Origin of the sequence: Vibrio sp. D420a (genome assembly GCF_030248625.1) — a bacterium.
Classification (GTDB): domain Bacteria; phylum Pseudomonadota; class Gammaproteobacteria; order Enterobacterales; family Vibrionaceae; genus Vibrio; species Vibrio fortis_A.
The window spans coordinates 64,210-86,963 of sequence record NZ_JAHGAN010000017.1; the positions used below are offsets into that span (position 1 = coordinate 64,210).

Here is a 22,754-nt window from a genome sequence, read left to right on the forward strand (position 1 = left end):
TCAATGACTGAGAAGCGTAACGACTTCGATGAAAATGCCTACAACCCCACCTTCGAGTGGGGTTTCCTTGCTCCAAAGCATTGGGGCACTTGGCTAACCGTCTTAACTTGCATCCCTTTTGTGTTCCTACCACATAAGTTTAAGCTTTGGTTGAGCAAGAAACTTGTCAAACTTGCATTAAAAAAACCAAGTCGCACTATTAATAATGCTTGGATCAACTTAGGTTTGTGCTTTCCTAATAAGAGTGACTCGGAAAGAGAGGTTCTTCTTAAAGAAACGCTTCTCACCGCTATCATGTTTCTTCTCAACTTTTCTTCGTTAACGCTAAGAAGTCAAAAGTGGTTGCTAAACAATACGAAAATAGAGGGTTTAGAGCATATTCAATCGACACTGGATAGTGGCAGCAAAGCTATTTTACTCGTCCCTCACTCCTGGGGGATCGATATTCCCGCTGTATATTTAGCATCAATGGGCTTGCCTGTATCGGCAATGGCAAAAAAACAAAAAAACCCTGTGATGGATTGGCTAATGCATAGGCAGAGAGTTCAGTATGGAGGTCGTGTTTACGAAAGAGATAATGGTATCAAACCATTTATCAAATCAGTGCGCGACGGCTATCTAGGCTACTACCTTCCAGACCAAGATCATGGGCGAGAGCATAGCATCTTTGTAGACTTTTTTGGCCGACCTAAAGCGACACTGCCCGGTCTAGGCAAACTTGCAAAAGTTAGTCGCGCAAAAATAATCCCTGTGTTCTCAAGCTACAATGCTAATGAGAACAAATACAGCATCACGGTTTACCCTCCTTGGGATCAATATCCGACGAAGAGTGAAGTCGATGACACTCAACAAATGAACCATTTCATTGAGCAAGCTGTTAGCGAAAAGCCTGAGCAATATATGTGGATACTAAAGTTCTTTAATACACAAGAAGACGTAACACAAAACCACCCGTACAATGAACCTAGCCTATGGCACAAGAACTATAAGAAATGAAAAAAATTCTAATCATTGGGCCGTCATGGGTCGGCGATATGGTGATGTCGCAGTCACTCTATATCACCTTAAAACAACAGCACCCTGATGCGGTCATCGATGTGATTGCACCCGGGTGGTGTAAACCCATCCTCGAGCGCATGCCAGAAGTCAATCAAGCGATTGATATGCCGATTGGTCACGGTGAGTTTAACTTTCTCGGTCGCCGAGCAATTGGTAAAACACTCCGTGAAGCTCAATATGATCAAGCTTTCATTTGTCCTAACTCGGCTAAATCAGCATTGATTCCGTGGTTTGCGGGCATCCCAAAACGCACAGGCTGGAAAGGTGAGATGCGATATGGTCTGTTGAATGACCTGCGCCCAAATAAAAAATCATTTCAATACATGGTTGAGCGCTATGTCGCCCTCGCCCACCCTAAAGCAGAAATGATCGATTCTCGCTCTCTAGGTGGGTTAGATCAGCTACCGAGACCGGCTCTCACCATTCTAAAAGATGAGCAGCTAAAAACAGCGAACAAGTTTAATCTTACCCTAGATACTGCCATCACTGGCCTTTGCCCAGGCGCGGAGTTCGGCCCTGCTAAAAAGTGGCCTGAAACGCATTATGCAGAAGTTGCAACCTCGATGAGTAGAGCAGGTAAGCAAGTATGGTTGTTTGGCTCTCAAAAAGATTTGGAAACGTGCAACAACATTAAAGCTCTTGTTTCTGATCAACTTCAATCACAAATTCACGTCCTAGCTGGCCAAACAAGCCTAATTGAAGCAGTAGATCTGCTTGGTGCTTGTCAAACTGTGGTGGCAAACGATTCTGGCTTGATGCACGTTGCCGCTGCTGTGGGTTGTAACGTTGTTGCTGTTTACGGCTCAACTTCGCCTAAATACACACCGCCTTTAGCTGAAAGAGTTGAAATCGTACATACAGATATTGATTGCCGTCCTTGTTTCCAGCGTGAATGTGAATTCAAGCACTTAAAATGTCTGACGGAACTATCACCGAAACAAGTCATCAATAGTATCCATAAGTTAGAAGCTATTTCGGTAAGCGCATGTTGATTCGTTTTTTCTACACACTGATCCTTGCATTTTTGGCCCCTCTGCTTCTATTTGGCTTATACAAAAGCAAGCCAAACAAACCCAAGTTTGGCAAACGCTGGAAAGAGCACTTTGGCATAACACCTAAGCTGACATCAAATCAGCGTCCTATTTGGATTCATGCGGTTTCTGTTGGCGAAAGTATTGCTTCAATACCTTTGATAAAAAAAATCAAAGCGCAAAACCCAAGTCAAACGATTGTGGTAACAACCACAACTAGTACAGGAGCAAAACAAATAGAAAAGCTCGGTGACTTAGTTGAGCACCGCTATATGCCTCTTGATTTTCCTTTTGCAGTGCGCGGCTTTCTGAGAGCTATAAACCCAAGCAAAATGCTCATTGTCGAGACCGAGCTCTGGCCAAATACACTGCATATGGTTCATCGCCGCGATATTCCAATTTATGTGGTCAACGCTCGCTTGTCTGAAAAATCGATGAAGGGCTACGCGAAGGTTAAGTACATTTTTAAAGAAATGGAAACATCAATTACCAAGATTTTGTGTCAATCTGAATCGGATAAGCAGCACTTTTCGCAACTTGGTGTTTCAGAACACAAATTGATTGTAACAGGCTCTATCAAGTTTGATATTTGTATAACTCCAGAGATCCTTAAAAGTGGAACAGAGCTTAGAGAGCAATTAGGAGTTGAGAGACCTGTTTGGATTGCAGCAAGCACTCACCAAGGAGAAGATGAACAAATTCTCGCTAGCCATCGCGAAATCTTGCAGGCTCGACCAAATGCTTTACTTATCATAGTACCACGCCACCCAGAGCGCTTCGATAATGTAGCAAACTTATCACAAGGGCTTGGCTTTAATACACAACGAAGAAGTACGCTCGAAGGTCATCTGAAGAGCCAAACGCAAGTTTATATCGGTGACACGATGGGTGAAATGTTGACACTTATTGGAGCTAGTGATGTTTGTTTCATGGCTGGGAGCTTATTAGGAAATAAAGTCGGTGGACACAATGTACTTGAACCTGTTGCTTTGAACGTTCCAGTGATTTCTGGCCCAAGCTACTTTAACTTTAAAACTATCGTCGATGATATGCTGTCAAAAGACATCATCGATATTACCAGTGCATGCCAACTGTCACACACAGTTCTCCAACGTTTTGATTGCAACAACTCAGAATTGTTTAAGGATTTTATCCAGAGTTACTTACACTCGACAGAAAAGACTATAAAAGCTATTCAATAATGGGACAGATGAACACCGCCTATTTTGTCATCTTAGTTTTTGTCATTGCTATTATCGCATTGATAGTAAAATATCAAAATAAGCCTGAAAAGGTGTTTGGTATTGTGCTTCTTACTCTATACGGGACGCAAACCGTTTCTACAGAGCAAGTAATCAATAGCCTCTCGAACCCCGGAGTTTTGACGCTGGTATTGCTTATAATCTGCTCCTTTTCTTTAGAGAAAACTTATCTTCTAAGAAAAGTAGCTCAGTTCGTTATTAATCCTAGCTACAATGCAACATGGGTAAAATTGTTCTCAATTACTGCCCTGTCGTCTGCATTTCTAAACAACACAGCCATCGTATCTACTTTGATCGCTCCAATACGAGCAAATGGTGCGCACCCTGCTAGTAAACTATTACTTCCGCTTTCTTATGCCGCAATTCTCGGTGGGACACTGACACTTATTGGTACTTCTACAAACTTAATTGTAAACAGTATGGTATTAGATGCCGGGCTGCCCAGCCTATCATTTTTCGATTTTTCTTTAATTGGAAGTATCGTCGTTTTGGGGTGTGGAGTTACTTTGTTTATTCTTAGCCACTGGCTTCCAAACAATATGGAACATACTGCTACGCAAACTGAATACTTTATTGACGCAAAAGTAAGTGCAGGTTCACCTTTGGTGGGTAAAAGTATTCAGCGAAATGGTTTACGTAATCTACATTCGTTGTTTTTGGTCGAAATACACCGAAGTGGAAGAACGATATCTCCAGTCTCCTCGAGTGAGCTAATACAAGAGAACGATCGTCTATTGTTCAGTGGAGACATTCGTAAGGTTACTCAAATAACCCAGTTTCCGGGCTTATCACTATTTGCACACAAAGAAGAAAAATTAAGTCATAACTTGAAAGAAGTTGTTTTGCGTCCGGAAAGCACTCTAGTAAACAAGCGATTAAACGAAATTGGCTTCCGTGCCCTCTTCAACGCAGCAGTCGTAGCAATCCGCCGAGATGGTCATAACGTGTCAGGAAAACTCGGTGAAGTAGCATTGAAAGCAGGCGATTGTTTAGTGCTAGCTGTAGGCGATGACTACGACCAACGAAACAACATCACAAAAAACTTCATTCAGCTTCAAGAACTAAAAGCAGATCGACTCTTAAAAGGCCCACAGGAAGCCGTGGCCATTCTTGGTTTTCTATGCGCTATAACTCTTGCCGCATTTGAACTTAGCCCGCTACTAAATAACCTTATATTCTTATTTGGCGCACTCTTACTCAGTGGTGCTTTAAAAACAAATGAGGTTATTCGCCGACTGCCTGTGCAAATATGGTTAGTAATTTCATCTGCTCTTCTTCTATCACAAGCTTTAACAAACACTAACGCTATAGATCTTCTGCGAGACGTCATAGCCGATCAAGCTGAGCTCATGACACCACTGTCTGGATTACTCATGGTTTACGTTATCACGTGGTTGCTAACTGAATCAGTGACCAATAATGCGGCAGCAGCATTAGTATTCCCTATAGCCTATGCTCTAGCTATTAGCTTAGATGCTAATGTACATAGCTATATTCTAGCCGTTGCATTTGGTGCTAGTGCAAGCTTTATAAGCCCATATGGGTACCAAACCAATTTAATGGTTTACAATGCGGGTCAATACTGTATCAAAGATTATATAAAAATAGGGATACCCATAAGCATTGTATACAGCAGTTTAGTACTGGCTACGATTGTAACTATTTATGGCGTTTAAACCTTCATCGGATTAAAGAGAGACCGGAATGAAACTTTCTCCACAACGAATGACTCATCTTAAACAACTCGAAGCTGAATCAATTCATATCATGCGCGAGGTTGCCGCTGAATTTGACAACCCTGTAATGCTCTACTCTGTTGGCAAGGATTCTTCTGTGATGCTTCACCTTGCACAGAAAGCTTTTGCTCCAGGAGTTCCTCCCTTTCCCCTCATGCACGTAGATACCACTTGGAAGTTCCAAGAAATGATTGAGTTTCGAGATTATATGGCCAAGAAGCTTGGAATGAAACTGATTGTACATCAGAACCCAGACGGTCTTGAAATGAACATCAACCCGTTTGTTCATGGCAGCTCGAAACATACTGATATCATGAAAACTCAAGGCTTAAAGCAAGCCTTAGACCAACAAGGTTTCGACGCTGCATTCGGTGGTGCTCGTCGAGACGAAGAAAAATCACGCGCCAAAGAGCGAGTATATTCATTTAGAGATGAGCATCATCGTTGGGATCCAAAAAATCAGCGCCCAGAGCTTTGGAACATATACAACGGCAAAGTAAACCAAGGAGAGAGCATTCGTGTATTTCCACTATCTAACTGGACCGAGTTAGATATTTGGCAGTACATCTATCTGGAAAAAATTGAAATTCCTAATCTTTACTTCGCCCAAAAACGCCCTGTAGTAGAACGGGATGGTATGTTGATCATGAAAGACGATGATCGTATGGAATTGAAGAAAGGTGAAAAAGTCGAACAACGAATGGTTCGCTTCCGTACATTAGGCTGCTATCCGTTAACTGGTGCCGTTGAGTCTCAAGCGACAACATTACCAGAAATCATTCAAGAAATGCTTCTTACAACCACCTCTGAACGTCAAGGTCGAGCAATTGACCATGATAGTTCCGGATCAATGGAGAAAAAGAAACGTGAGGGATATTTCTAAGCATGTCATCACCTTACAAGAATATACAGAATGTTTCATTAAACACAAATGTAGTTTGGCATAGTACTAATGTTAGCCGTGAAATGCGCGCTACACTAAAACAGCAAACGCCAGTCGTGCTATGGTTTACTGGTTTAAGTGGCTCAGGAAAATCAACTATTGCGAATGCAGTAGAAAGTAAACTTTTAGCTATGAGTAAACACAGTTATCTATTAGATGGCGACAATGTACGACATGGTCTAAATAAAGATCTTGGGTTTAGTGATAAAGATCGAGTTGAAAACATTCGTCGCATTGGTGAAGTTGCGAAGCTTTTTGTTGATGCTGGTAATATAGTCCTAACTGCTTTTATTTCGCCGTTTATTGCAGATAGAGAACAGGTTAGACAACTACTGCAACCCGGTGAATTCTTAGAAGTCTTTGTTGATACCCCTCTCGAAATCTGTGAGCAAAGAGATCCAAAAGGGCTTTACAAGAAAGCTCGCTCTGGCGAAATCAAAGATTTTACTGGCATCGACTCTGACTACCAACCTCCTCACAACCCAGACATTCATATTAAGACAGCCGAGCTATCGGTAGAAGCGTGCGCTAACCAAGTCGTACAAGCTCTTGTTGAAAAAGATTATATTTAAAAGGAAGTCATTATGTCTCATAGCTCCGATCTTATCGCTGAAGACATTGAAGCGTACCTAAGCGTGCATGAAAACAAAGACCTGCTCCGTTTTTTAACTTGTGGCAACGTTGACGATGGCAAGTCCACATTAATTGGTCGCTTACTATACGATAGCAAGTTGATCTATGAAGACCAGATGGCTGCAATTGAAAAAGATTCCCAAAAGTTCAATACAACAGACGAAGCATTCGACTTGGCGTTGTTAGTCGATGGGTTACAGTCTGAACGAGAACAAGGTATCACTATTGACGTAGCATACCGTTACTTCTCTACGGACAAACGCAAATTCATTATTGCGGATACGCCAGGACATGAACAATATACTCGTAATATGGTAACAGGGGCTTCAACTTGCGATTTAGCAATTGTAATGGTTGATGCTCGTCATGGAATCCAGACACAAACACGACGCCACAGCTACATCTGTAGCTTATTGGGCATTCAACATATTGTCGTTGCTATCAACAAAATGGATCTAATGAACTATAGCCAGGATGTATATCAAAAGATAAAGTCTGACTATTGTGAGATGGCAAAAGATTTTGACATCAAAGATATTCGCTTTGTACCCATTTCAGCACTCAAAGGTGACAATGTTGTAGCCCTTAGTGAAAATATGGATTGGTACACAGGGAGCACACTAATGACGCTGCTTGAAACAGTGAAGATCGCTCAAGACATCAACACTGAAGTAATGCGCTTCCCTGTACAATATGTGAACCGTCCAAACCTAGATTTCCGCGGTTTTTGTGGAACACTTGCCTCAGGTATTATTCACGTGGGTGATGAGGTTACTGCACTTCCTTCCAACAAAACCTCACGAGTCAAATCGATATATACCTTCGATGGAGAGCTGGAAAAAGCCATACCTGGCCAAGCCATTACCATCACACTCGAGGATGAAATTGATATTTCGCGCGGAGATATGCTTGTAAACTCTACACATATCCCTCAAGTAATTGACAACTATCAAGCACATATTGTTTGGATGGGCGAATCTTCGATGCAAATGAATAAGGAGTACCTATTCAAATTTGCTACTAAAACCAGCACAGGTAAGGTCTTGCGAATTGAGCACAAAGTAGATGTTAATTCACTCACAAAGCATGCCTCAAACGTTACTACTCTTGAGCTAAATGAGATTGCATTAGCGTCCATAAAGCTGACAGATAAAGTCGCAATAGATGAATATCAATACTTACCTCAAACAGGTGCGTTTATTATAATTGATCGTATTAGCAATGTGACTGTGGGAGCTGGTATGGTGTCTGCAGTGAAACAAGAAAACACTGAAGAAAGGCACCGCGTATACACTGAAGCAGAAATAGAGTTGAACGCCTATGTACGTAAGCACTTCCCAGAGTGGGGGTGTGCTCCTATCTGCTAAACACGAAGTCAATCACCAAAAAGCTTATGTGCCAACCTTATGTGCATCAAAGAAATGGCGCATTTAGAAGTAAGTAAAGTTGTGTGCTACCCATTAGTAGCCACAACTCTACCCATTAACAATCCCCCAGTACATCATGGTTGCCAAGACTATGAAACCAGATCATCGCCGTCACAGGTTAGGTCTGCCAAGTAAAGGATAAGTAATGAACCTGTTTTTAGTTACCTCACCATTTCAATACATTTGTGCAGAAGAAGCTCTCAATACGTATAAAACAGAAGATAATATCTTACTATTGGTAAACCAAGCCTCTGAGCCAGGTATTACCCAAGAGCGAAAATTAGTCACGCGTGAAAAATGGCAGCATATCATTGAAATTCCGAGAACAAATCGAAGTGAACATGTTCCAAAAGCCATAAAAAAAATAAAGTCGATTCTGCAAGGGAAGACTCTCGAACATTTTTTTCATGCAGAATATAGTGCATGGAGAACAAAGCTAATCATCAAAAACTTGCCTTTAAAGAAAGAAGTTTATTTTGATGATGGCACTCTGACTATTAATGAGTATGAAGAGTTAATTAGACCTAGAACTCCGTATTACCGACCTAGATTTTTACAAGATATTAAAATAAGATTTTATGGTTGCCAACCAATTGGAAAATTGGAGCAAAGTTCTAATTTAGAGTTGTTTACGATCTTCAATATAAAAGACAGCGACCATAAAATAGTAAGAAATGACCTTTCTATATTAAAAAAAAGATTCACAATAAGGAATCTATACAATGAGTCAGCACCAATAGGGTTCATTGGTCAGGGTGCTATTGGACATAAAAGAAGAAAAACGATTGAACAGTACGTCTCTGAACTAGAGTTTTTTATAAATAATCATGGAAAAGAAATAATTTATTTCCCTCACCGAACAGAGTCAGAAGAATTAAAAGCTAGAATTAGTCAATTAAAGGGCGTCAAATACCATTATAGTTCACTGCCATTAGAGGCCGAGTTATTAGCTGAGAATATTCAACTTTCAGGCTTGGTCGGCATTACGTCTACGGTACAGTTTACTTCGAAAATTCTCTTCCCAGAAATGCCTATCTATAACTTGAACTCAAAAAATAAAGTCCAAGCACTAACTGAACAAAATCGTCTCAGACAAGAGAGAATTCGTGATTGCTTCTCTGCTCTAGGGATTTCAGATATAACTATATAGATTCAGACAAAAACATATAAAAAGTAAAAGCCCTAGATATATTCTAGGGCTTATTAATTACTATCGGAACATATTGTGATTTACTGGCGTGCCACGTGAAATATCTTCTTTAACTTCTTTACCCATTATTTCATCGTAATATTTAGGTGCAAGCCCGAAACCAGGACGAATACTACGAACATTTTCGGGGGTGACCTTTTGCCCTGCTTTAATGTCTTTCACTACATAAAGCGATCGGCGGAATTTAACATTTCCTTTCTCAGCTTCCGTTCTCTCATAGTTAACTTGACCGAGAGCTTGCCATGCAGTTTCTGTATCTTTACACAGAGCTTCTAACTCATGTGGTTCTAAAGAGAAGCTATCATCTGGACCACCACCATTTCGATCAAGTGTAACGTGCTTCTCGATCAGACATGCACCTAAAGCCACCGAGGCAACTGCGGTTGCATTATCAATAGTATGATCAGATAAGCCAGACAAAACACTAAATCGACTTTGCATGTCCTTGATTGTTCTTAAATTATACTGTTCCGCAGGTGCTGGGTAACCGCTTACACAGTGCAAAACAACCAACTCTTTACAACCGTTATCTTTTGCAACAGCAATAGCTTCGTGAATCTCTTCTTGATTTGCCATCCCGGTTGACATGATCATAGGCTTACCAGTTTTAGCCACTTTCGCAATTAAAGCGTGATCAACCAGTTCGAAAGAAGCAATTTTATATGCTGGTGCATTCAACTCTTCAAGCAGGTCAACAGCTGTAAAGTCAAAAGGAGAGCTAAAGATCGTGATTCCTACCTCTTTCGCTTTCTCAAATAATGCTTCATGCCATTCCCACGGAGTATGGGCCCACTCGTAAAGTTGGTAAAGGCTATTTCCATCCCACAAGCCACCGTGAATCTGAAAGTCTTCTTTATCACAGTCAATCGTGATCGTATCTGGACGATAAGTTTGAAGCTTAATAGCATCAGCACCAGCTTTTTTGGCCATTTCAATAATCTTAAATGCATTATTGATATCGCCATTGTGGTTGGCAGAAAGTTCAGCAATAATATATGGCTTATAATCTAAACCTATCTTTCTGCCATCAATTTCTATAAATGTGTTAGTCATCGACTTTCTCCAATCGAATTTTGTATTTTTGTCCTTGCACTACAATATAAGCAGGGTATCTATCTGGGTCGCTGATACGTAGCAGGTTAAATTGAGAGACTATACTTTCATTAATATCAACTTGACTGTCTTCTGGAGCTCTTTTCCTATAATAATGACTCTCGCTGATTGGCTGGCTTTCTGGTTGTGAGGTATAAATATTTTCACATGCCCAATCCATCAACTGAAGTTCAGCTTCGAATAACTTGCTATTCACTTCGTCATACAGTTCAAGACCATCCAATGGTATTTTCAATTTTTGCCAAATGTCACCTGTGTCTACGCTATCTTCAGCGTTCAGTAATGAGAGTGTCAGCTCTTGTGATCCATTTAACACGTCCCAAATATGAGGGCTCCAACCTCGCCCTTGAGGTAAATCACTCGCATGTAGCACTAATGTAAAATTAAATTTATTTCTTACGTCTTGTCTAACAATCTCAGAACAAGAAATCAAAAACAAAATATCTCCACCTTCTTGTATTGAACTTACAGAGTTCAATATCTTAATATCGTACTTGCTCTCATTTACTTTTTGCCAATGATGCAAATACTTATAAACTGGGTGGCTGCTATCACTACATAAAATTGTTATTTTCATTCTCTAGCTCTATGATTTCTGACACAACTCTACGAGTACCTAAACCATCACATGCTCTTAAATTGTTTAAGTGCATTTGATGCCAATCTGAACAAACTTCTCTATAAGTGTTAAATAACTCACTTGCAATAGAGTTCAGTTCAACCTTACGAGATAAATTTTCTGCGACTAACTGATGACAAATATCTTTTTGATTATCCGCTAACGGCACTACGATACTAGGTAACCCCAAACAAGCCCTCTCCCAACTAGTACTCCCAGGAGCACCTATTGCGATATCATGTTCTAGCATCATTTGAGCCATATAGTTGGTAAAGTCAATATGTTCAATGTTATCTCTGTCTTTACACCAATCGGAAACTTGACTGTAATGTGGGGAGCGAGGGCTCATTAACACAGTAATATTGGCTCGAACATTTTTACTTTCAAGAGATTTCAAGACCGAAAAAGTAGCATTGGGTAAATCAACGCCACCCATCGAAATCAAAATTCTTGGGTTATCTAAATTTGGCTGCCTATCTTCTGCACAGCTTCTTAGCTCACTGAAATTAGGACTCAACAACGCATAATCTACACCGGCGAGCACCATGCCCGTCGTTTCGTACTCAATGGCAGTCCTGGACAACGTTTGGTCTACGACAATATCAGCACAGTGTTTTCTAACAAGATCATCAATAGCTAATATTCGTACACCTGTACGCTGCTTTATTTGCTTCTGCCAATCCTGACCTAATGCGTAATGATCACATATGACCCAATCTACACCGTCTAAATATGGAACTAGGTCATCAATATCTTCTTGAATACTGCGCTGAAGCCAACCGATATAATCGCTACTGTGTTTTGGTGTGATTTGGAGTTCTGGTGGTGTAAGTTCGATAACCGAATATCCACGCTCTTGAATAAAATGACACAAATCCCCTTTTTGAGGAAGGCATGCAAAAGCTACTTGATAGCTATGTTTCGTTAGCTCATCAGCTAATACCAAGCAGCGCATTACATGCCCACTACCAATCCAAACAGATGCGTCTACGCGGAAAATTATCTTTTTCATAGTACTTTAAAGAATACTAAATAGTTTCTCTGCCAACTCCCAATCTTCAGGGGTATCAATATCTTGAACACGACACCTAGGTAGAAGTACAGCTTTAGAGTGGGGAGAGAAAATTGATAGCTTGTTTAAAAATGCTGATGTTTGCCCCCAATAGAATTGACCAGCATCGTGATATCCTTCTTCAAGGTCTTGCGATCTCACCAATTCATTTTCAGGTGAAAACATCGACACCGAACCTTGATCATCAAGCTTTATTGCGCGTTGAATTGGAAACGGGAACGATGTGGCACTAAATGCAAATTGTACCGTATCATCACAAATTAGCTCATAACCTTTCTGAAGATCTTCGGGCAAAATAAACGGCGCAGTAGCATACAAACAACAGACTGCGTCTACCTGCCAACCTTCACTTTCACACCACCGGATAGCATGCTCCATCACATCCATGGTGGTCGCATAATCATCAGAAATATCTTCAGGACGAAGAAACGGTACGTCCGCACCGCATGCTTTCGCGACTTCTGCAATTTCTAAATCGTCCGTAGAGACTATCACTTTATCAAAGCAACCGGATGCCTTAGCGGCTTCTATCGAATAAGCGATCATCGGTTTACCGTGAAACGGTTTAATGTTTTTCCTCGGAATGCGCTTACTACCACCACGAGCTGGGATGACTGCAATTTTCATTAGTTTCCTCGCAAGATATCCGTCAAAGTGTTAACTACCGTGTCTTGCTGTACCTCCGTCATTCCATGAAACATAGGAAGTGAGATAGCTTCTTGGTAGTAACGTTCAGATTCAGGGAAATCTCCTTCGGCAAACCCCATTTCTTGATAGTAAGGCTGAGTATGAACTGGGATATAATGAAGGTTAACACCGATACCACGTTCACGTAGGGCATCAAATATCTGTTTATGAGTTAATTCCAACTTATCTAAACATAAACGGATGACAAACAAGTGCAAGCCAGAGTATGTCTCAGGTAGTTGATATGGCAAGACTAACGGCAGGTTAACTAGTTTCTCATTGTAACGTTTAGATAACTGATGACGTGCAGAAACAAACTCGTCAAGGCGTTTCATTTGACTAACACCAAGTGCCGCTTGAAGCTCGGTCATCCGATAATTGAAACCCAAATCAATTTGCTGATAGTACCAGCCACCGTGAGAGTCACCACTCATTAACTCAGGATCGCGAGTGATACCATGACTTCGTAGCAGCGCCATCTTGTCAGCGAGCTCCTTACTGTTTGTAAGAGCAGCACCGCCTTCAGCAGTGGTGACAATTTTAACAGGATGGAAGCTAAATACTGTAATATCCGAGTACTCACAATTCCCGATCGGTTGGTCTTGATATCGGCCACCAATGGCGTGCGAAGCATCTTCAATCACTTTGAAGCCATACTCCTTAGCCAACTTACTGATTGCAGCCATGTCACATGGCTGACCACACAAATGTACTGGCACCACGACTTTTGGTAGCTTGCCTTCAACTTTTGCTTGAATCAGTTTTTTCTCTAGGCGTTGAGGACACATATTGTAGGTCTCTGGATCAATATCAACGAAATCGACCTGAGCACCGCAATACAAACCACAGTTTGCGGACGCAACAAAAGTAATAGGAGATGTCCAAAGCCAATCTCCTTTACCCAAACCTAAAGCAAGACAGGCAATATGTAATGCCGAAGTCGCACTGTTCACTGCTAATGCATAGTTAGCACCTGTATGCTCAATAAGTGCTTGCTCAAACGCAGGCACTTGTGGCCCCTGAGTCAAAAAATCCGACTTCAAAACCTCAAGAACACTATCAACGTCTTGCTGATTAATATCTTGTTTACCGTAAGGAATCATGGCTTATCTCACACTGTAAAATTAGGGTCTACGTGCTCTTTAATTAATTCACGTAAGCCTTCAACAGTTTCCCACTCAGTGTTGGTACCTGAATTGTACTTAAATCCAAATGGTACTTTCTCAGCTTTGTGATGCTCGATATACTCATTCTCTGAATAGGTAAATGATACCGAAGGTAAAATTGCGTAGTACTTACCTAAATCGATAGTATTCAGAGAGTCAGTATCAGTAATCATCTCTTCATGCAGTTTTTCACCTGGGCGGATACCAACAACTTTTGTTGCCATTCCTGGTGCAATCGCTTCTGCAATATCTAGAATCTTGTAAGATGGGATTTTAGGAACAAAGATCTCACCACCTAAGTGATTTTCCAAGGCGTACATAACCATATTAACGCCATCTTGAAGTGAGATATTAAAACGAGTCATCTCTTCATGAGTGATTGGTAAAACACCTTCTTCTTTTTTCTTCATGAAGAATGGAATTACAGACCCTCGAGAGCCCATTACATTACCGTAACGGACAACACTAAAACGAATATCTTTTGAGCCTTTGATGTTATTTGCAGCTGCGAAAAGCTTGTCCGAGGCTAACTTAGTAGCACCGTACAAATTTATAGGTGCACATGCTTTGTCCGTTGATAGCGCAACTACATCTTTAACACCACATTGCAAAGCGGCATGAATAACATTTTCCGCACCATCGACATTGGTTCGAATACATTCAGTTGGGTTATACTCAGCAGTGTCTACCTGTTTGATTGCAGCAGCATGAATAATGACATCTACTCCTTCACAAGCTTGTACCATACGTTGCTGGTCACGAACATCACCAATAAAAAAACGTAACTGTGGGTAATCTTTCGCAGGGTATGTCTGCTTAATCTCAAACTGCTTCAATTCATCGCGAGAGAAGATAATAATTTTCTTAACGTCCTGATAACGTTCTAAAATTGTTTTAATGAACTGCTTACCAAATGAACCCGTGCCACCAGTAATTAAGACGGTTTTGTTGTTTAACATGCTTTCACCGTTGGTATATGATTGTGGTTTGTCTTCGATTGTTATAGTGCAACCGATGACGGCATTAATGCCTTTGTAGTACTCTAATTATACCTATACTGTAACAGTTTGGTAATGCTTTGTTTTAAAGCTAGATTGCTTTTCATTCTTCTCTACCATTCCGACAACTCAAAAACTGACTGTGGTTATTATATGAACTTATTCTTGGTGACATCCCCTTTCCAACTATTGTGTGCGATTGAGGCAAAACAAGAGTACAAAACGAAAGATAACATCCTACTCCTTCGAGAAGAGAAGGCTGGTAATGCAGTAGCGCAAATGCGCCTGCTGCTAAACAAAGATGAATGGGATCATATTGTTTTTCTTGGTCGTAAGAGTAAAGTCTGGGAAGCTAGAAAATTACAAAGCAAACTCAAAAGGATTTCCCCGTCTCTAAGCTTTAACTATGTGTTTTATGCAGACTACTCGGCTTGGCGTACCAACGTCCTTCTAAACAACATTTCGGTTAACCATGAAGTTATGTTTGATGATGGTGTCGGAACTCTTCGAGAGTTCAATGACAAAATACAGCCCAGAGCCGTTGTGTCGAGAAACAAAGCCAGCCGAGACTTTTTGCTGAAGTTGGTAGGGCTAAAACCTGCTAGAAAGATCTACCCACGTGATAATTTTTCATTCTTTACCTTCTTTGAACTACCAAATTCCGACTTTCCCGTGAGAGTCAATAAACTCTCTCAAATAAGAAATCGCCTGAATACTTCAAATTGCTTCTCCCAAACGGCTCCTATTGGGTTTATTGGCCAAGGTATGGTTGCAACCAAAGGTATAAAGTTAAACTACTACGTCAACATGCTTAAAGAGTTAATTTCAGAAAATGATAAACCTATCATTTACTTCCCTCACCGTACCGAAGAAAGCTTTGTCAGAGAAAAACTTGAAGCTATTGAAGGTTTGACTTATCACCAATCTAAACTCCCATTAGAACTGGAAATATCCAAGGAAAGCCTCGAATTATCAAAAATTTACGGAATAGCCTCGACAGCCAGCGTTAGCTTGGGGGTACTCTACCCAGAAGTCGAAATTGTCGATCTATCAGTTCCGATAGAACACTATGAGATGGAGGCTTTTGGTAAAAATTTCCACTTCATAGCGAAACAGCTAAGACTACAAAGTATTGAATTGGAATAAATTAACGGCATAAAGTGAGTAATTTGCAATCAGCTTTAACAACCTCTTCGGTAAGTTAGCTCTAGGTTAGTTTTCACAAAAAAAGCTAGAGTACACCTGCCATCAAGTCGGTGCAGTGGTGACTTTATAACCCAAACTACGGTATTATATAAACGGTTACAACATCAATGAAGGATTTATATGCCTAGTTCTGTCAACTCCAAATTTACGCTAGTTGATCTACTCTCGTTAACTAAGACTATGCAAACACTCCACCTTGCAGAAATTAACGAAACTTTAGAAAAACTGACGGCTCAACAGCGAATCGCTTGGGCTTTGGAAAACCTAGAAGGGCAACATACTGTTTCCTCTAGCTTTGGGGTTCAATCCTCAGTCATGCTACATCTAATAACCCAACAAAGTCCGAATATTCCAGTCGTATTGACAGACACTGGGTACCTTTTTCCGGAAACATATCGTTTTATTGAAAAACTAACTCAACAGCTTTCATTGAACTTAAAAGTTTATCGCGCTCACGAGACCCGCGAAGCTCAAGAAGCTCGATATGGTAAATTGTGGGAACAAGGCATTGAAGGTCTTCAAAAATACAACAAGATAAACAAAGTAGAACCTATGCGCCGCGCTCTAAATGAGTTGGATATTGGAACATGGTTCTCCGGTTTACGTCGCGATCAATCGAAGTCACGAACCAATTTACCGATCTTATCCATTCAAAACGGCGTGTTTAAATTTTTGCCTGTCATTGATTGGACTAATGAAGACGTTCACAACTACCTCGAAGAGCATAATTTGTCGTACCATCCTCTTTATAAAGAAGGTTACTTATCCGTGGGGGATACGCACACTACTAAAAAGTGGGAACCTGGTATGAGCGAAGAAGAAACACGCTTCTTTGGTTTAAAAAGAGAATGCGGACTGCATGAAGATGATGTCGCAGAACAGAACGAAGTAATGATTTAACCAATCACATTAGACTGTCACATAATTAGCCTTAATATACCTATGCGAAATAGCTAAAAAATTGTAAGACTAAGCGGAAATTTCTCTCCATGATGTTTTTACGATTTTCTCAAATCTAGACATAGATAAGCAGCACTGCTTAAATACCTTCTACACTTTAAAGTTTAGGGCTTGCGCCATACAAAAGCGGCTACTTTTGTGTGACTGAAGCCCTCTATATTTTTCTTGCACGAGCGAATTTCATGAAACCTTGGCTTCTAGACAAAACTTACATTATTGCTGAATTATCAGCTAACCATAACAACGACTTAGAGCGAGCTAAGCAAACCATTGTTGCAATGGCTCAAGCCGGTGCTGACGCAGTGAAAGTTCAGACTTACCGTCCAGAATCTCTTTGTCTCAATATTGACAATGAGTATTTCGGTGAACGAAAAGCTGGATTGTGGAAAGGAAAGCGCTTGTGGGATCTTTACAAAGATGCATCACTTCCATATGAATGGCATAAGCCTCTACAAGAAGTAGCTGAAGAATACAATTTGGACTTTTTTTCTAGCCCTTTCGATCTCGAAGGTGTGGATTTTTTGGAAACATTAAAAGTACCGTACTATAAAATTGCCTCATTCGAAATCACTCATATTCCACTTATTGAAAAAGTAGCTAAAACAGGAAAACCGATCATTATATCGACTGGCGTTGCTGATGCTGAGGATATTCAGTTAGCTCTAGATACTTGCCGAAATGCAGGAAATGAAAACGTGGCTCTATTGAAGTGTACTTCACAATACCCAGCAACTATCGAGCAAGCTAATTTGAGCATGATTCCTGAAATGAGAACTCGCTTCGGTGTACCTATTGGGTTGTCAGATCACACGATGGGGTCATTAGTCCCAACTGTAGCAGTAAGCCTAGGTGCTCAAATAGTTGAAAAGCACTTCATTCTTGACAGAAACGACGGTGGTGCCGATTCCGCTTTCTCAATGGAACCTCACGAGTTCTCACAAATGGTGAAGAATATCCGTGAAGCTGAAGCAAGCCTTGGGGGTATCAACTATCAGGTTTCAGATAGCGACAAACTGCGTCGTCGTTCAATTTTCTTCACTACCGACATTCCAAAAGGAACAATTGTAACCACTCAGCATATCAGTGTTTTACGTAATGGTAGCGGAGCTCATCCGAAGTTTTATAATACAATAATCGGTAAAAAGCTAACTACGGACGTTGATATGGGCCAACCCGTTAAACTTGAATTGTTTCAAGATAACTAAGCAATTTTATTGATAACACATCAAATACTGGCGTTGGCTTTTATGACGTCACAAGTCGACTCCAGTATTCTCCCAAAACCGAAAGTAAGAAGGTAACTCTTGATGAAGATCGCTATCATACCCGCCAGAGGGGGAAGTGTTCGCATTCCCAATAAAAATATACGAGAGTTTTGTGGGAAGCCTATGATTGCATGGTCTATTGAAGCCGCCCTACAATCAAAGTTATTCGATAAGGTTATTGTGTCTACGGATTCCGACCAGATTGCAAAAATCGCAGAAGAATATGGTGCGATAGCACCTTTTCGCAGACCCAAAGAACTTTCAGATGAGTATGCAACCACCCGACAAGTCGTTCAACATGCAATTGACTGGATATCTAAGCATGAGTCGACTCCAGAACATGTTTGCTGCCTCTATGCTACAGCCCCTTTTGTCACTCCTAGTAACCTTTATCGGGCCTATCAGCAGCTCATCGATAGTAAAAAAGATTTCTGTTTTAGTGTAGCCGATTTCCCATATCCTATTCAGAGAGCAATGTTTAAGAATGAAAGTGGCGATATAGAGATGTTACATCCAGAACACCGCTATACTCGCTCTCAAGATCTTGTAGAAACATTCCATGATGCTGGCCAATTTTATTGGGGAAGAGCGCAGGCTTTCATCGATAACCTTCCAACATTTTCTGAACATTCAACTCCATTTACTTTGGAGAGGCATCAGGTTCAAGATATCGATACCGAAGCAGATTGGAAGTTTGCAGAACTCCTGTTCACTGCACATACACAAAGTAACGGATAGTAAATGAAATTAGCGATACGTGTTGATACAGGAACTCATATTGGGAGTGGGCACTTAATGCGCTGCCTCACACTAGCAAAAGCGTGTTTGAAGATAAATATTGATGTTGTTTTCATTTCAAGACAACACCCCGGCCATCAGCTCAACTTACTTCCTCATGACTTGCAGTTAATTCCACTACAAGAGCTACCTTTATCAGAAAAGCCTTGCGGCTCACTTCCGCATAGCCATTGGCTTGGCTGTACAGAACAAGTCGATTCAGAAGTTACAATTCAAGCTCTAGAAGATATCGACTTTATCCCAAATATAGTTTTAGTCGATCATTACGCATTATCTGAAGAATGGGAAACCCGGGTACGAGATCATTTCAAGTGCCAAGTAATTGCTATCGATGGACTCCTCGATCGCCCTCATCAGTGTCAGTATTTAGTTAACCCAACGCTCACAAAGCATCATTGTGTCCCTGGAGTGCAGCAGTTATTAGAAGGTCCTAAATATTTACCTTTGAGAGATGAGTTTCGAATGGGTTCTTCACCAAGAGTACGCCAAAGTTTAAATACCTACCTTATTTGCTTTGGTGGGGTAGATAAAGATAATTGGACCCTTCAAACCTATCTAGTACTTCGGGAGTATCTAGAGCAAACGCATACTACACAGATAAATATTGTTGTTGGTGGTGGTTACCCTTACCTTGAAAGCCTCAAGGAACACTGCAGCAAACACTCGGCAACAAAGTTATATATACAGACTAGTGAAATGTCGTACTTAATGGAAAACGCAGACATTATGATAGGTGCTGGCGGGACCATTGCTTGGGAGCGTTGTGCTCTGGGTTTACCTGCTATTTGCTGGGCGACCGCAGATAACCAAAGAGTTCAAAATGAGAAGTTAGAACAAGAAGGGGCTATTGTTTATCTAGGCACCTCTCAAAACTCACTATACGAGGATCTAACTATGACGCTAGATACTCTTATCAAAGATAAAAACCTGATAAAGAAAATGTCTCTTAATTCAGCAGAGATAATGCGTGATTGGCCTGAAAAAAGTCTATGGTTAAGAGAGCTAAAAAATGGTCTTAATTGTTAGGTAATTCTAAACTTATACCAAAGCGGTGTGAGATAGCTCATTACACACTGCGAGTTGTGTAATGAGCATACTTGGTGAAGCCACTAACTACCTATGAGTGCTTCGAAAAGTACTCGATAATAGCAGCTGGCGTGTTAAGCTCTTCTACCAGCTCATCTGGTACTTGATGCCCTGTTTTTTGCTCTAATTCGACAAAAAGGTTGAACATATCAAGACTATCAAAGCCAGCTTCTTTAAAAGTTACATCTAAAGATAAACCACCAACATCTGACATAGCACCTGACTCCCCAAGTGCTACTTTAATCATTTCTAAATCTACCATCATTACTTCCAATAAAGTTTACTTATATATTACTGCGCTCGACCAAGATAAGCCAACGCCAAAGCCACTTAACACAATCTTATTCCAATCACTATTCATAGCATACTGCTCTATTAACAGGGGAATAGAAGAAGATACCGTATTTCCAGTTGCTCCAATGTTTTTGATAAAACGTTCAGGTTTAGAAAAACGTTTTGCTATAGCATCAATAATTGCTGCACTACCTTGATGCAGTATGTATGCATCAACATCTGACTCATCATAGTCGCTTTTAACTAGCAGCTCTTTAATCTGTTTGGGAACATTAATTGATGCAAAATTAAACACCTGACGCCCATTCATCGAGAATACGCCATCTTTTACTCGCAAAGCATCGGCACCATGACCATCTGTGCCAAATAAAGCACTCCCTATTTTAAATTTTGGTTGTGCACCTATCCATGTAGCTGTCGCGGCATCTCCAAACAACATAGCTGTCGTTCTATCATTTGGATCGATTATTTTGGAGTAAGGGTCGGAGGTGATTAGTAGTGCATTTTCAAGCCCTGCGGCCTGCATAAAGCCTTTAACAGCATACAAACCATGCACATAGCCAGAGCAGCCTAAAGAAAGGTCAAACGCAGCAACAGACTTAGGTAACCCTGCTTTTTTCTGTACTAATGCAGCGGTATGAGGCAACTTCTCTTCATCGCCGTTTTGTGTAACGACTACAACTAGCTGAACATCGTTTTTATTGAAGTTCTCATTTTTAGATACTAAGTTCTCAATTGCAGCCACACAAAGGTCTGAACAGTCTTGGTCAGTGGATTTTCTCGGAAGAAAATATGGTCCAAGTTTTGATTCAACGAACTCACGGGATTCGCCAAACTTGAGCCCTTGTTCAATATTATCAATCCCTTCACTAGGGATATAACTCGCTATATCTTTTATTCCGACTTCCACTATGTTCTCCCAACAATGAATCGTATTTGCCCAAAGTGAACACCATCTAACCAAATATCTGAAACTGAGAATTTATTATGCAACATCACATCTAGTTTAATCTCAATATTTTTGTAGACCACCGGAAGTTTTTTACTAAGATGAAGTTGGCCGAATAGCCACTTACCGTTTTCAGGTTTCTTAACCGTATTGTTCAGCTTTTTGTTAAGTGCTACAACTTCCTCAATACAGCTATAGTTATCAGAAACATGGTTCATGGAAATAGTCTTAGTTTCTTCATCGATTATCGCCGTTGACACTAATCCATCTTCATCAAACTCATAACGCCCAGCTACTTGCGCCTCTGTTTCAACCCACCAAAATGGCTGTACCTCACCATTAGGCAACATAAATTTGCCCGTAGAAACTATATTTCCTGAAGATGGTTTGCTATGAGTGATTTCAGACTGGCATCTTGCAATTTGACGGAAACTCAGTTGTTCGACATACGCACTTGATGAAAAATTCTTTTCACCATACTCAGCAGAAAACTTATAAAAATCCGTACCATGAAGATAATTTCGGTCACCTTTATATTCAAACATATTTCTACCTAAGTGTTATTTGACTCTTCTAGCAGGATTACCTAACCAGGTAGTACGTGAATCTGCATCTTTTAAAATAACCGAACCAGCACCAATCACTGCATATGGGCCAACAGTTATACTATCGCGAACTACGGAATTCGCTGCTACATGAGCTCCATCTTTCACAGAAGAGAAGCCACAAAGTGTTACATTGGGCCCAATGTCAATACAGTCGCTAAGTGTGACATCATGTCCGACGTTAGCACCTGCTCTTACAATAGTGTTATTGCCGATACGAGCTCCCGGCTGAATCGATGCGTGCGAGCAAATCACACTGCCTTTTCCAATTTGAGTATCAAACCCAACCATAGCGCTTGGATGAACAAGAGTTGCCATTCGGTTCAGAGGGATCGCCAATGAATGCAGTAGTTCAGCACGCTCTTCCATTTTTCCAACAGTAAGTAACGCAAAGACAAACTGAATATCATCATCCAATTCATTCCAGTCAGCAGGCTTGCCTAAAACAGGCCACTCTCCTAACATCTCCCCACAGGCATGGTGATCATTAAGGAAGCCTTCTAGGATTAGCGGATGTCCTGACTTTTGCATATCTAATATTACTTGCGCAAAAACCATACCATTACCCGCACCACCAATAATGACGATACGTTGCTTATTCAAAGTGCTTTTTTCTGCATTCAATGCGGCAATCT

The 22,754-nt window shown here is 40.7% G+C and carries 23 protein-coding genes; 13 read left to right on the forward strand and 10 right to left on the reverse strand.

What is annotated here, in order from left to right; genetic code table 11:
- Positions 1 to 3: 3 nt before the first annotated feature.
- The 8 genes from lpxM to KI743_RS12595 all read left to right on the forward strand — a co-directional run bounded on the left by lpxM (position 4) and on the right by KI743_RS12595 (position 9,241).
- Positions 4 to 996: a lauroyl-Kdo(2)-lipid IV(A) myristoyltransferase gene (gene lpxM, locus KI743_RS12560; RefSeq protein ID WP_285466662.1), complete on the forward strand. Its 993-nt coding sequence runs from the start codon at positions 4 to 6 to the stop codon at positions 994 to 996.
- Entirely contained in the window at positions 993 to 2,051 is a 1,059-nt protein-coding gene (gene waaF / locus KI743_RS12565; RefSeq protein WP_285466663.1) for a lipopolysaccharide heptosyltransferase II, read from the forward strand. The genes lpxM and waaF overlap by 4 nt, the downstream gene beginning before the upstream one ends.
- Entirely contained in the window at positions 2,045 to 3,292 is a 1,248-nt protein-coding gene (gene waaA, locus KI743_RS12570; RefSeq protein ID WP_285466664.1) for a lipid IV(A) 3-deoxy-D-manno-octulosonic acid transferase, read from the forward strand. Before waaF ends, waaA begins: the two co-directional genes overlap by 7 nt.
- On the forward strand, positions 3,292 to 5,028 hold the full coding sequence (locus tag KI743_RS12575; RefSeq protein ID WP_285466665.1) for an SLC13 family permease: 1,737 nt from the start codon (positions 3,292 to 3,294) through the stop codon (positions 5,026 to 5,028). Before waaA ends, KI743_RS12575 begins: the two co-directional genes overlap by 1 nt.
- A gap of 28 nt (positions 5,029 to 5,056) precedes the next feature.
- Complete coding sequence (gene cysD / locus KI743_RS12580) at positions 5,057 to 5,971, forward strand: sulfate adenylyltransferase subunit CysD (protein ID WP_150870403.1); 915 nt, start codon at positions 5,057 to 5,059, stop codon at positions 5,969 to 5,971.
- 2 nt (positions 5,972 to 5,973) lie between these two features.
- On the forward strand, positions 5,974 to 6,603 hold the full coding sequence (gene cysC, locus KI743_RS12585; RefSeq protein ID WP_285466666.1) for an adenylyl-sulfate kinase: 630 nt from the start codon (positions 5,974 to 5,976) through the stop codon (positions 6,601 to 6,603).
- A 12-nt stretch (positions 6,604 to 6,615) separates the two neighbouring features.
- Positions 6,616 to 8,031, forward strand: a complete 1,416-nt coding sequence (cysN, locus tag KI743_RS12590; protein WP_285466667.1) for a sulfate adenylyltransferase subunit CysN — start codon at positions 6,616 to 6,618, stop codon at positions 8,029 to 8,031.
- A gap of 205 nt (positions 8,032 to 8,236) precedes the next feature.
- On the forward strand, positions 8,237 to 9,241 hold the full coding sequence (locus tag KI743_RS12595; RefSeq protein ID WP_285466668.1) for a glycosyltransferase 52 family protein: 1,005 nt from the start codon (positions 8,237 to 8,239) through the stop codon (positions 9,239 to 9,241).
- A gap of 60 nt (positions 9,242 to 9,301) precedes the next feature.
- Here KI743_RS12595 and pseI (KI743_RS12600) read toward each other — a convergent pair whose 3' ends face one another.
- Genes pseI (KI743_RS12600) through pseB form a run of 6 tightly spaced genes read right to left on the reverse strand, consistent with a single transcriptional unit; the run spans position 9,302 to position 14,917 of the window.
- Positions 9,302 to 10,354, reverse strand: a complete 1,053-nt coding sequence (gene pseI, locus KI743_RS12600) for a pseudaminic acid synthase (RefSeq protein ID WP_285466669.1) — start codon at positions 10,352 to 10,354, stop codon at positions 9,302 to 9,304.
- Positions 10,347 to 10,991 (reverse strand): formyltransferase family protein, encoded by a 645-nt coding sequence (locus KI743_RS12605; RefSeq protein WP_285466670.1) that lies wholly within the window; start codon positions 10,989 to 10,991, stop codon positions 10,347 to 10,349. Before KI743_RS12605 ends, pseI (KI743_RS12600) begins: the two co-directional genes overlap by 8 nt.
- Positions 10,969 to 12,045 carry a UDP-2,4-diacetamido-2,4,6-trideoxy-beta-L-altropyranose hydrolase gene (gene pseG / locus KI743_RS12610; RefSeq protein ID WP_285466672.1) on the reverse strand — a complete coding sequence of 359 codons (1,077 nt, stop codon included), beginning with the start codon at positions 12,043 to 12,045 and terminating at the stop codon, positions 10,969 to 10,971. Before pseG (KI743_RS12610) ends, KI743_RS12605 begins: the two co-directional genes overlap by 23 nt.
- 6 nt (positions 12,046 to 12,051) lie before the next feature.
- Complete coding sequence (gene pseF / locus KI743_RS12615; RefSeq protein ID WP_285466674.1) at positions 12,052 to 12,732, reverse strand: pseudaminic acid cytidylyltransferase; 681 nt, start codon at positions 12,730 to 12,732, stop codon at positions 12,052 to 12,054.
- Positions 12,732 to 13,895 (reverse strand): UDP-4-amino-4,6-dideoxy-N-acetyl-beta-L-altrosamine transaminase, encoded by a 1,164-nt coding sequence (gene pseC / locus KI743_RS12620; RefSeq protein WP_285466675.1) that lies wholly within the window; start codon positions 13,893 to 13,895, stop codon positions 12,732 to 12,734. Before pseC ends, pseF (KI743_RS12615) begins: the two co-directional genes overlap by 1 nt.
- 8 nt (positions 13,896 to 13,903) lie before the next feature.
- The gene (gene pseB / locus KI743_RS12625; protein ID WP_285466676.1) at positions 13,904 to 14,917 is read right to left on the reverse strand and encodes a UDP-N-acetylglucosamine 4,6-dehydratase (inverting); all 1,014 of its coding nucleotides are present in this window, start codon (positions 14,915 to 14,917) and stop codon (positions 13,904 to 13,906) included.
- Between the two features lie 192 nt (positions 14,918 to 15,109).
- Between pseB and KI743_RS12630 the strand changes: the two genes are divergently transcribed.
- The 5 genes from KI743_RS12630 (at position 15,110) to pseG (KI743_RS12650) (ending at position 20,211) form a co-directional block, all read left to right on the forward strand.
- A complete protein-coding gene (locus KI743_RS12630) occupies positions 15,110 to 16,102 on the forward strand; it encodes a hypothetical protein (RefSeq protein WP_285466678.1) in 993 nt (330 codons plus the stop codon).
- Between the two features lie 180 nt (positions 16,103 to 16,282).
- On the forward strand, positions 16,283 to 17,062 hold the full coding sequence (locus KI743_RS12635; protein ID WP_285466679.1) for a phosphoadenylyl-sulfate reductase: 780 nt from the start codon (positions 16,283 to 16,285) through the stop codon (positions 17,060 to 17,062).
- A gap of 242 nt (positions 17,063 to 17,304) precedes the next feature.
- Positions 17,305 to 18,327 (forward strand): pseudaminic acid synthase, encoded by a 1,023-nt coding sequence (pseI, locus tag KI743_RS12640; protein ID WP_285466680.1) that lies wholly within the window; start codon positions 17,305 to 17,307, stop codon positions 18,325 to 18,327.
- 102 nt (positions 18,328 to 18,429) lie between these two features.
- Positions 18,430 to 19,125 carry a pseudaminic acid cytidylyltransferase gene (gene pseF / locus KI743_RS12645; RefSeq protein ID WP_285466681.1) on the forward strand — a complete coding sequence of 232 codons (696 nt, stop codon included), beginning with the start codon at positions 18,430 to 18,432 and terminating at the stop codon, positions 19,123 to 19,125.
- A 3-nt stretch (positions 19,126 to 19,128) separates the two neighbouring features.
- Positions 19,129 to 20,211, forward strand: a complete 1,083-nt coding sequence (pseG, locus tag KI743_RS12650) for a UDP-2,4-diacetamido-2,4,6-trideoxy-beta-L-altropyranose hydrolase (RefSeq protein WP_285466682.1) — start codon at positions 19,129 to 19,131, stop codon at positions 20,209 to 20,211.
- Between the two features lie 91 nt (positions 20,212 to 20,302).
- On the opposite strand, the gene KI743_RS12655 is transcribed toward pseG (KI743_RS12650), so the two are convergent.
- From KI743_RS12655 to KI743_RS12670, 4 genes are read right to left on the reverse strand one after another with little or no spacing between them, the layout of a single operon-like run.
- Complete coding sequence (locus KI743_RS12655) at positions 20,303 to 20,533, reverse strand: acyl carrier protein (protein ID WP_225310964.1); 231 nt, start codon at positions 20,531 to 20,533, stop codon at positions 20,303 to 20,305.
- A gap of 18 nt (positions 20,534 to 20,551) precedes the next feature.
- The gene (locus tag KI743_RS12660) at positions 20,552 to 21,475 is read right to left on the reverse strand and encodes a ketoacyl-ACP synthase III (RefSeq protein WP_285466683.1); all 924 of its coding nucleotides are present in this window, start codon (positions 21,473 to 21,475) and stop codon (positions 20,552 to 20,554) included.
- The gene (locus KI743_RS12665) at positions 21,475 to 22,059 is read right to left on the reverse strand and encodes a hypothetical protein (RefSeq protein WP_285466684.1); all 585 of its coding nucleotides are present in this window, start codon (positions 22,057 to 22,059) and stop codon (positions 21,475 to 21,477) included. Before KI743_RS12665 ends, KI743_RS12660 begins: the two co-directional genes overlap by 1 nt.
- 15 nt (positions 22,060 to 22,074) lie before the next feature.
- Positions 22,075 to 22,743, reverse strand: a complete 669-nt coding sequence (locus KI743_RS12670) for a NeuD/PglB/VioB family sugar acetyltransferase (RefSeq protein WP_285466685.1) — start codon at positions 22,741 to 22,743, stop codon at positions 22,075 to 22,077.
- Positions 22,744 to 22,754: the final 11 nt, after the last annotated feature.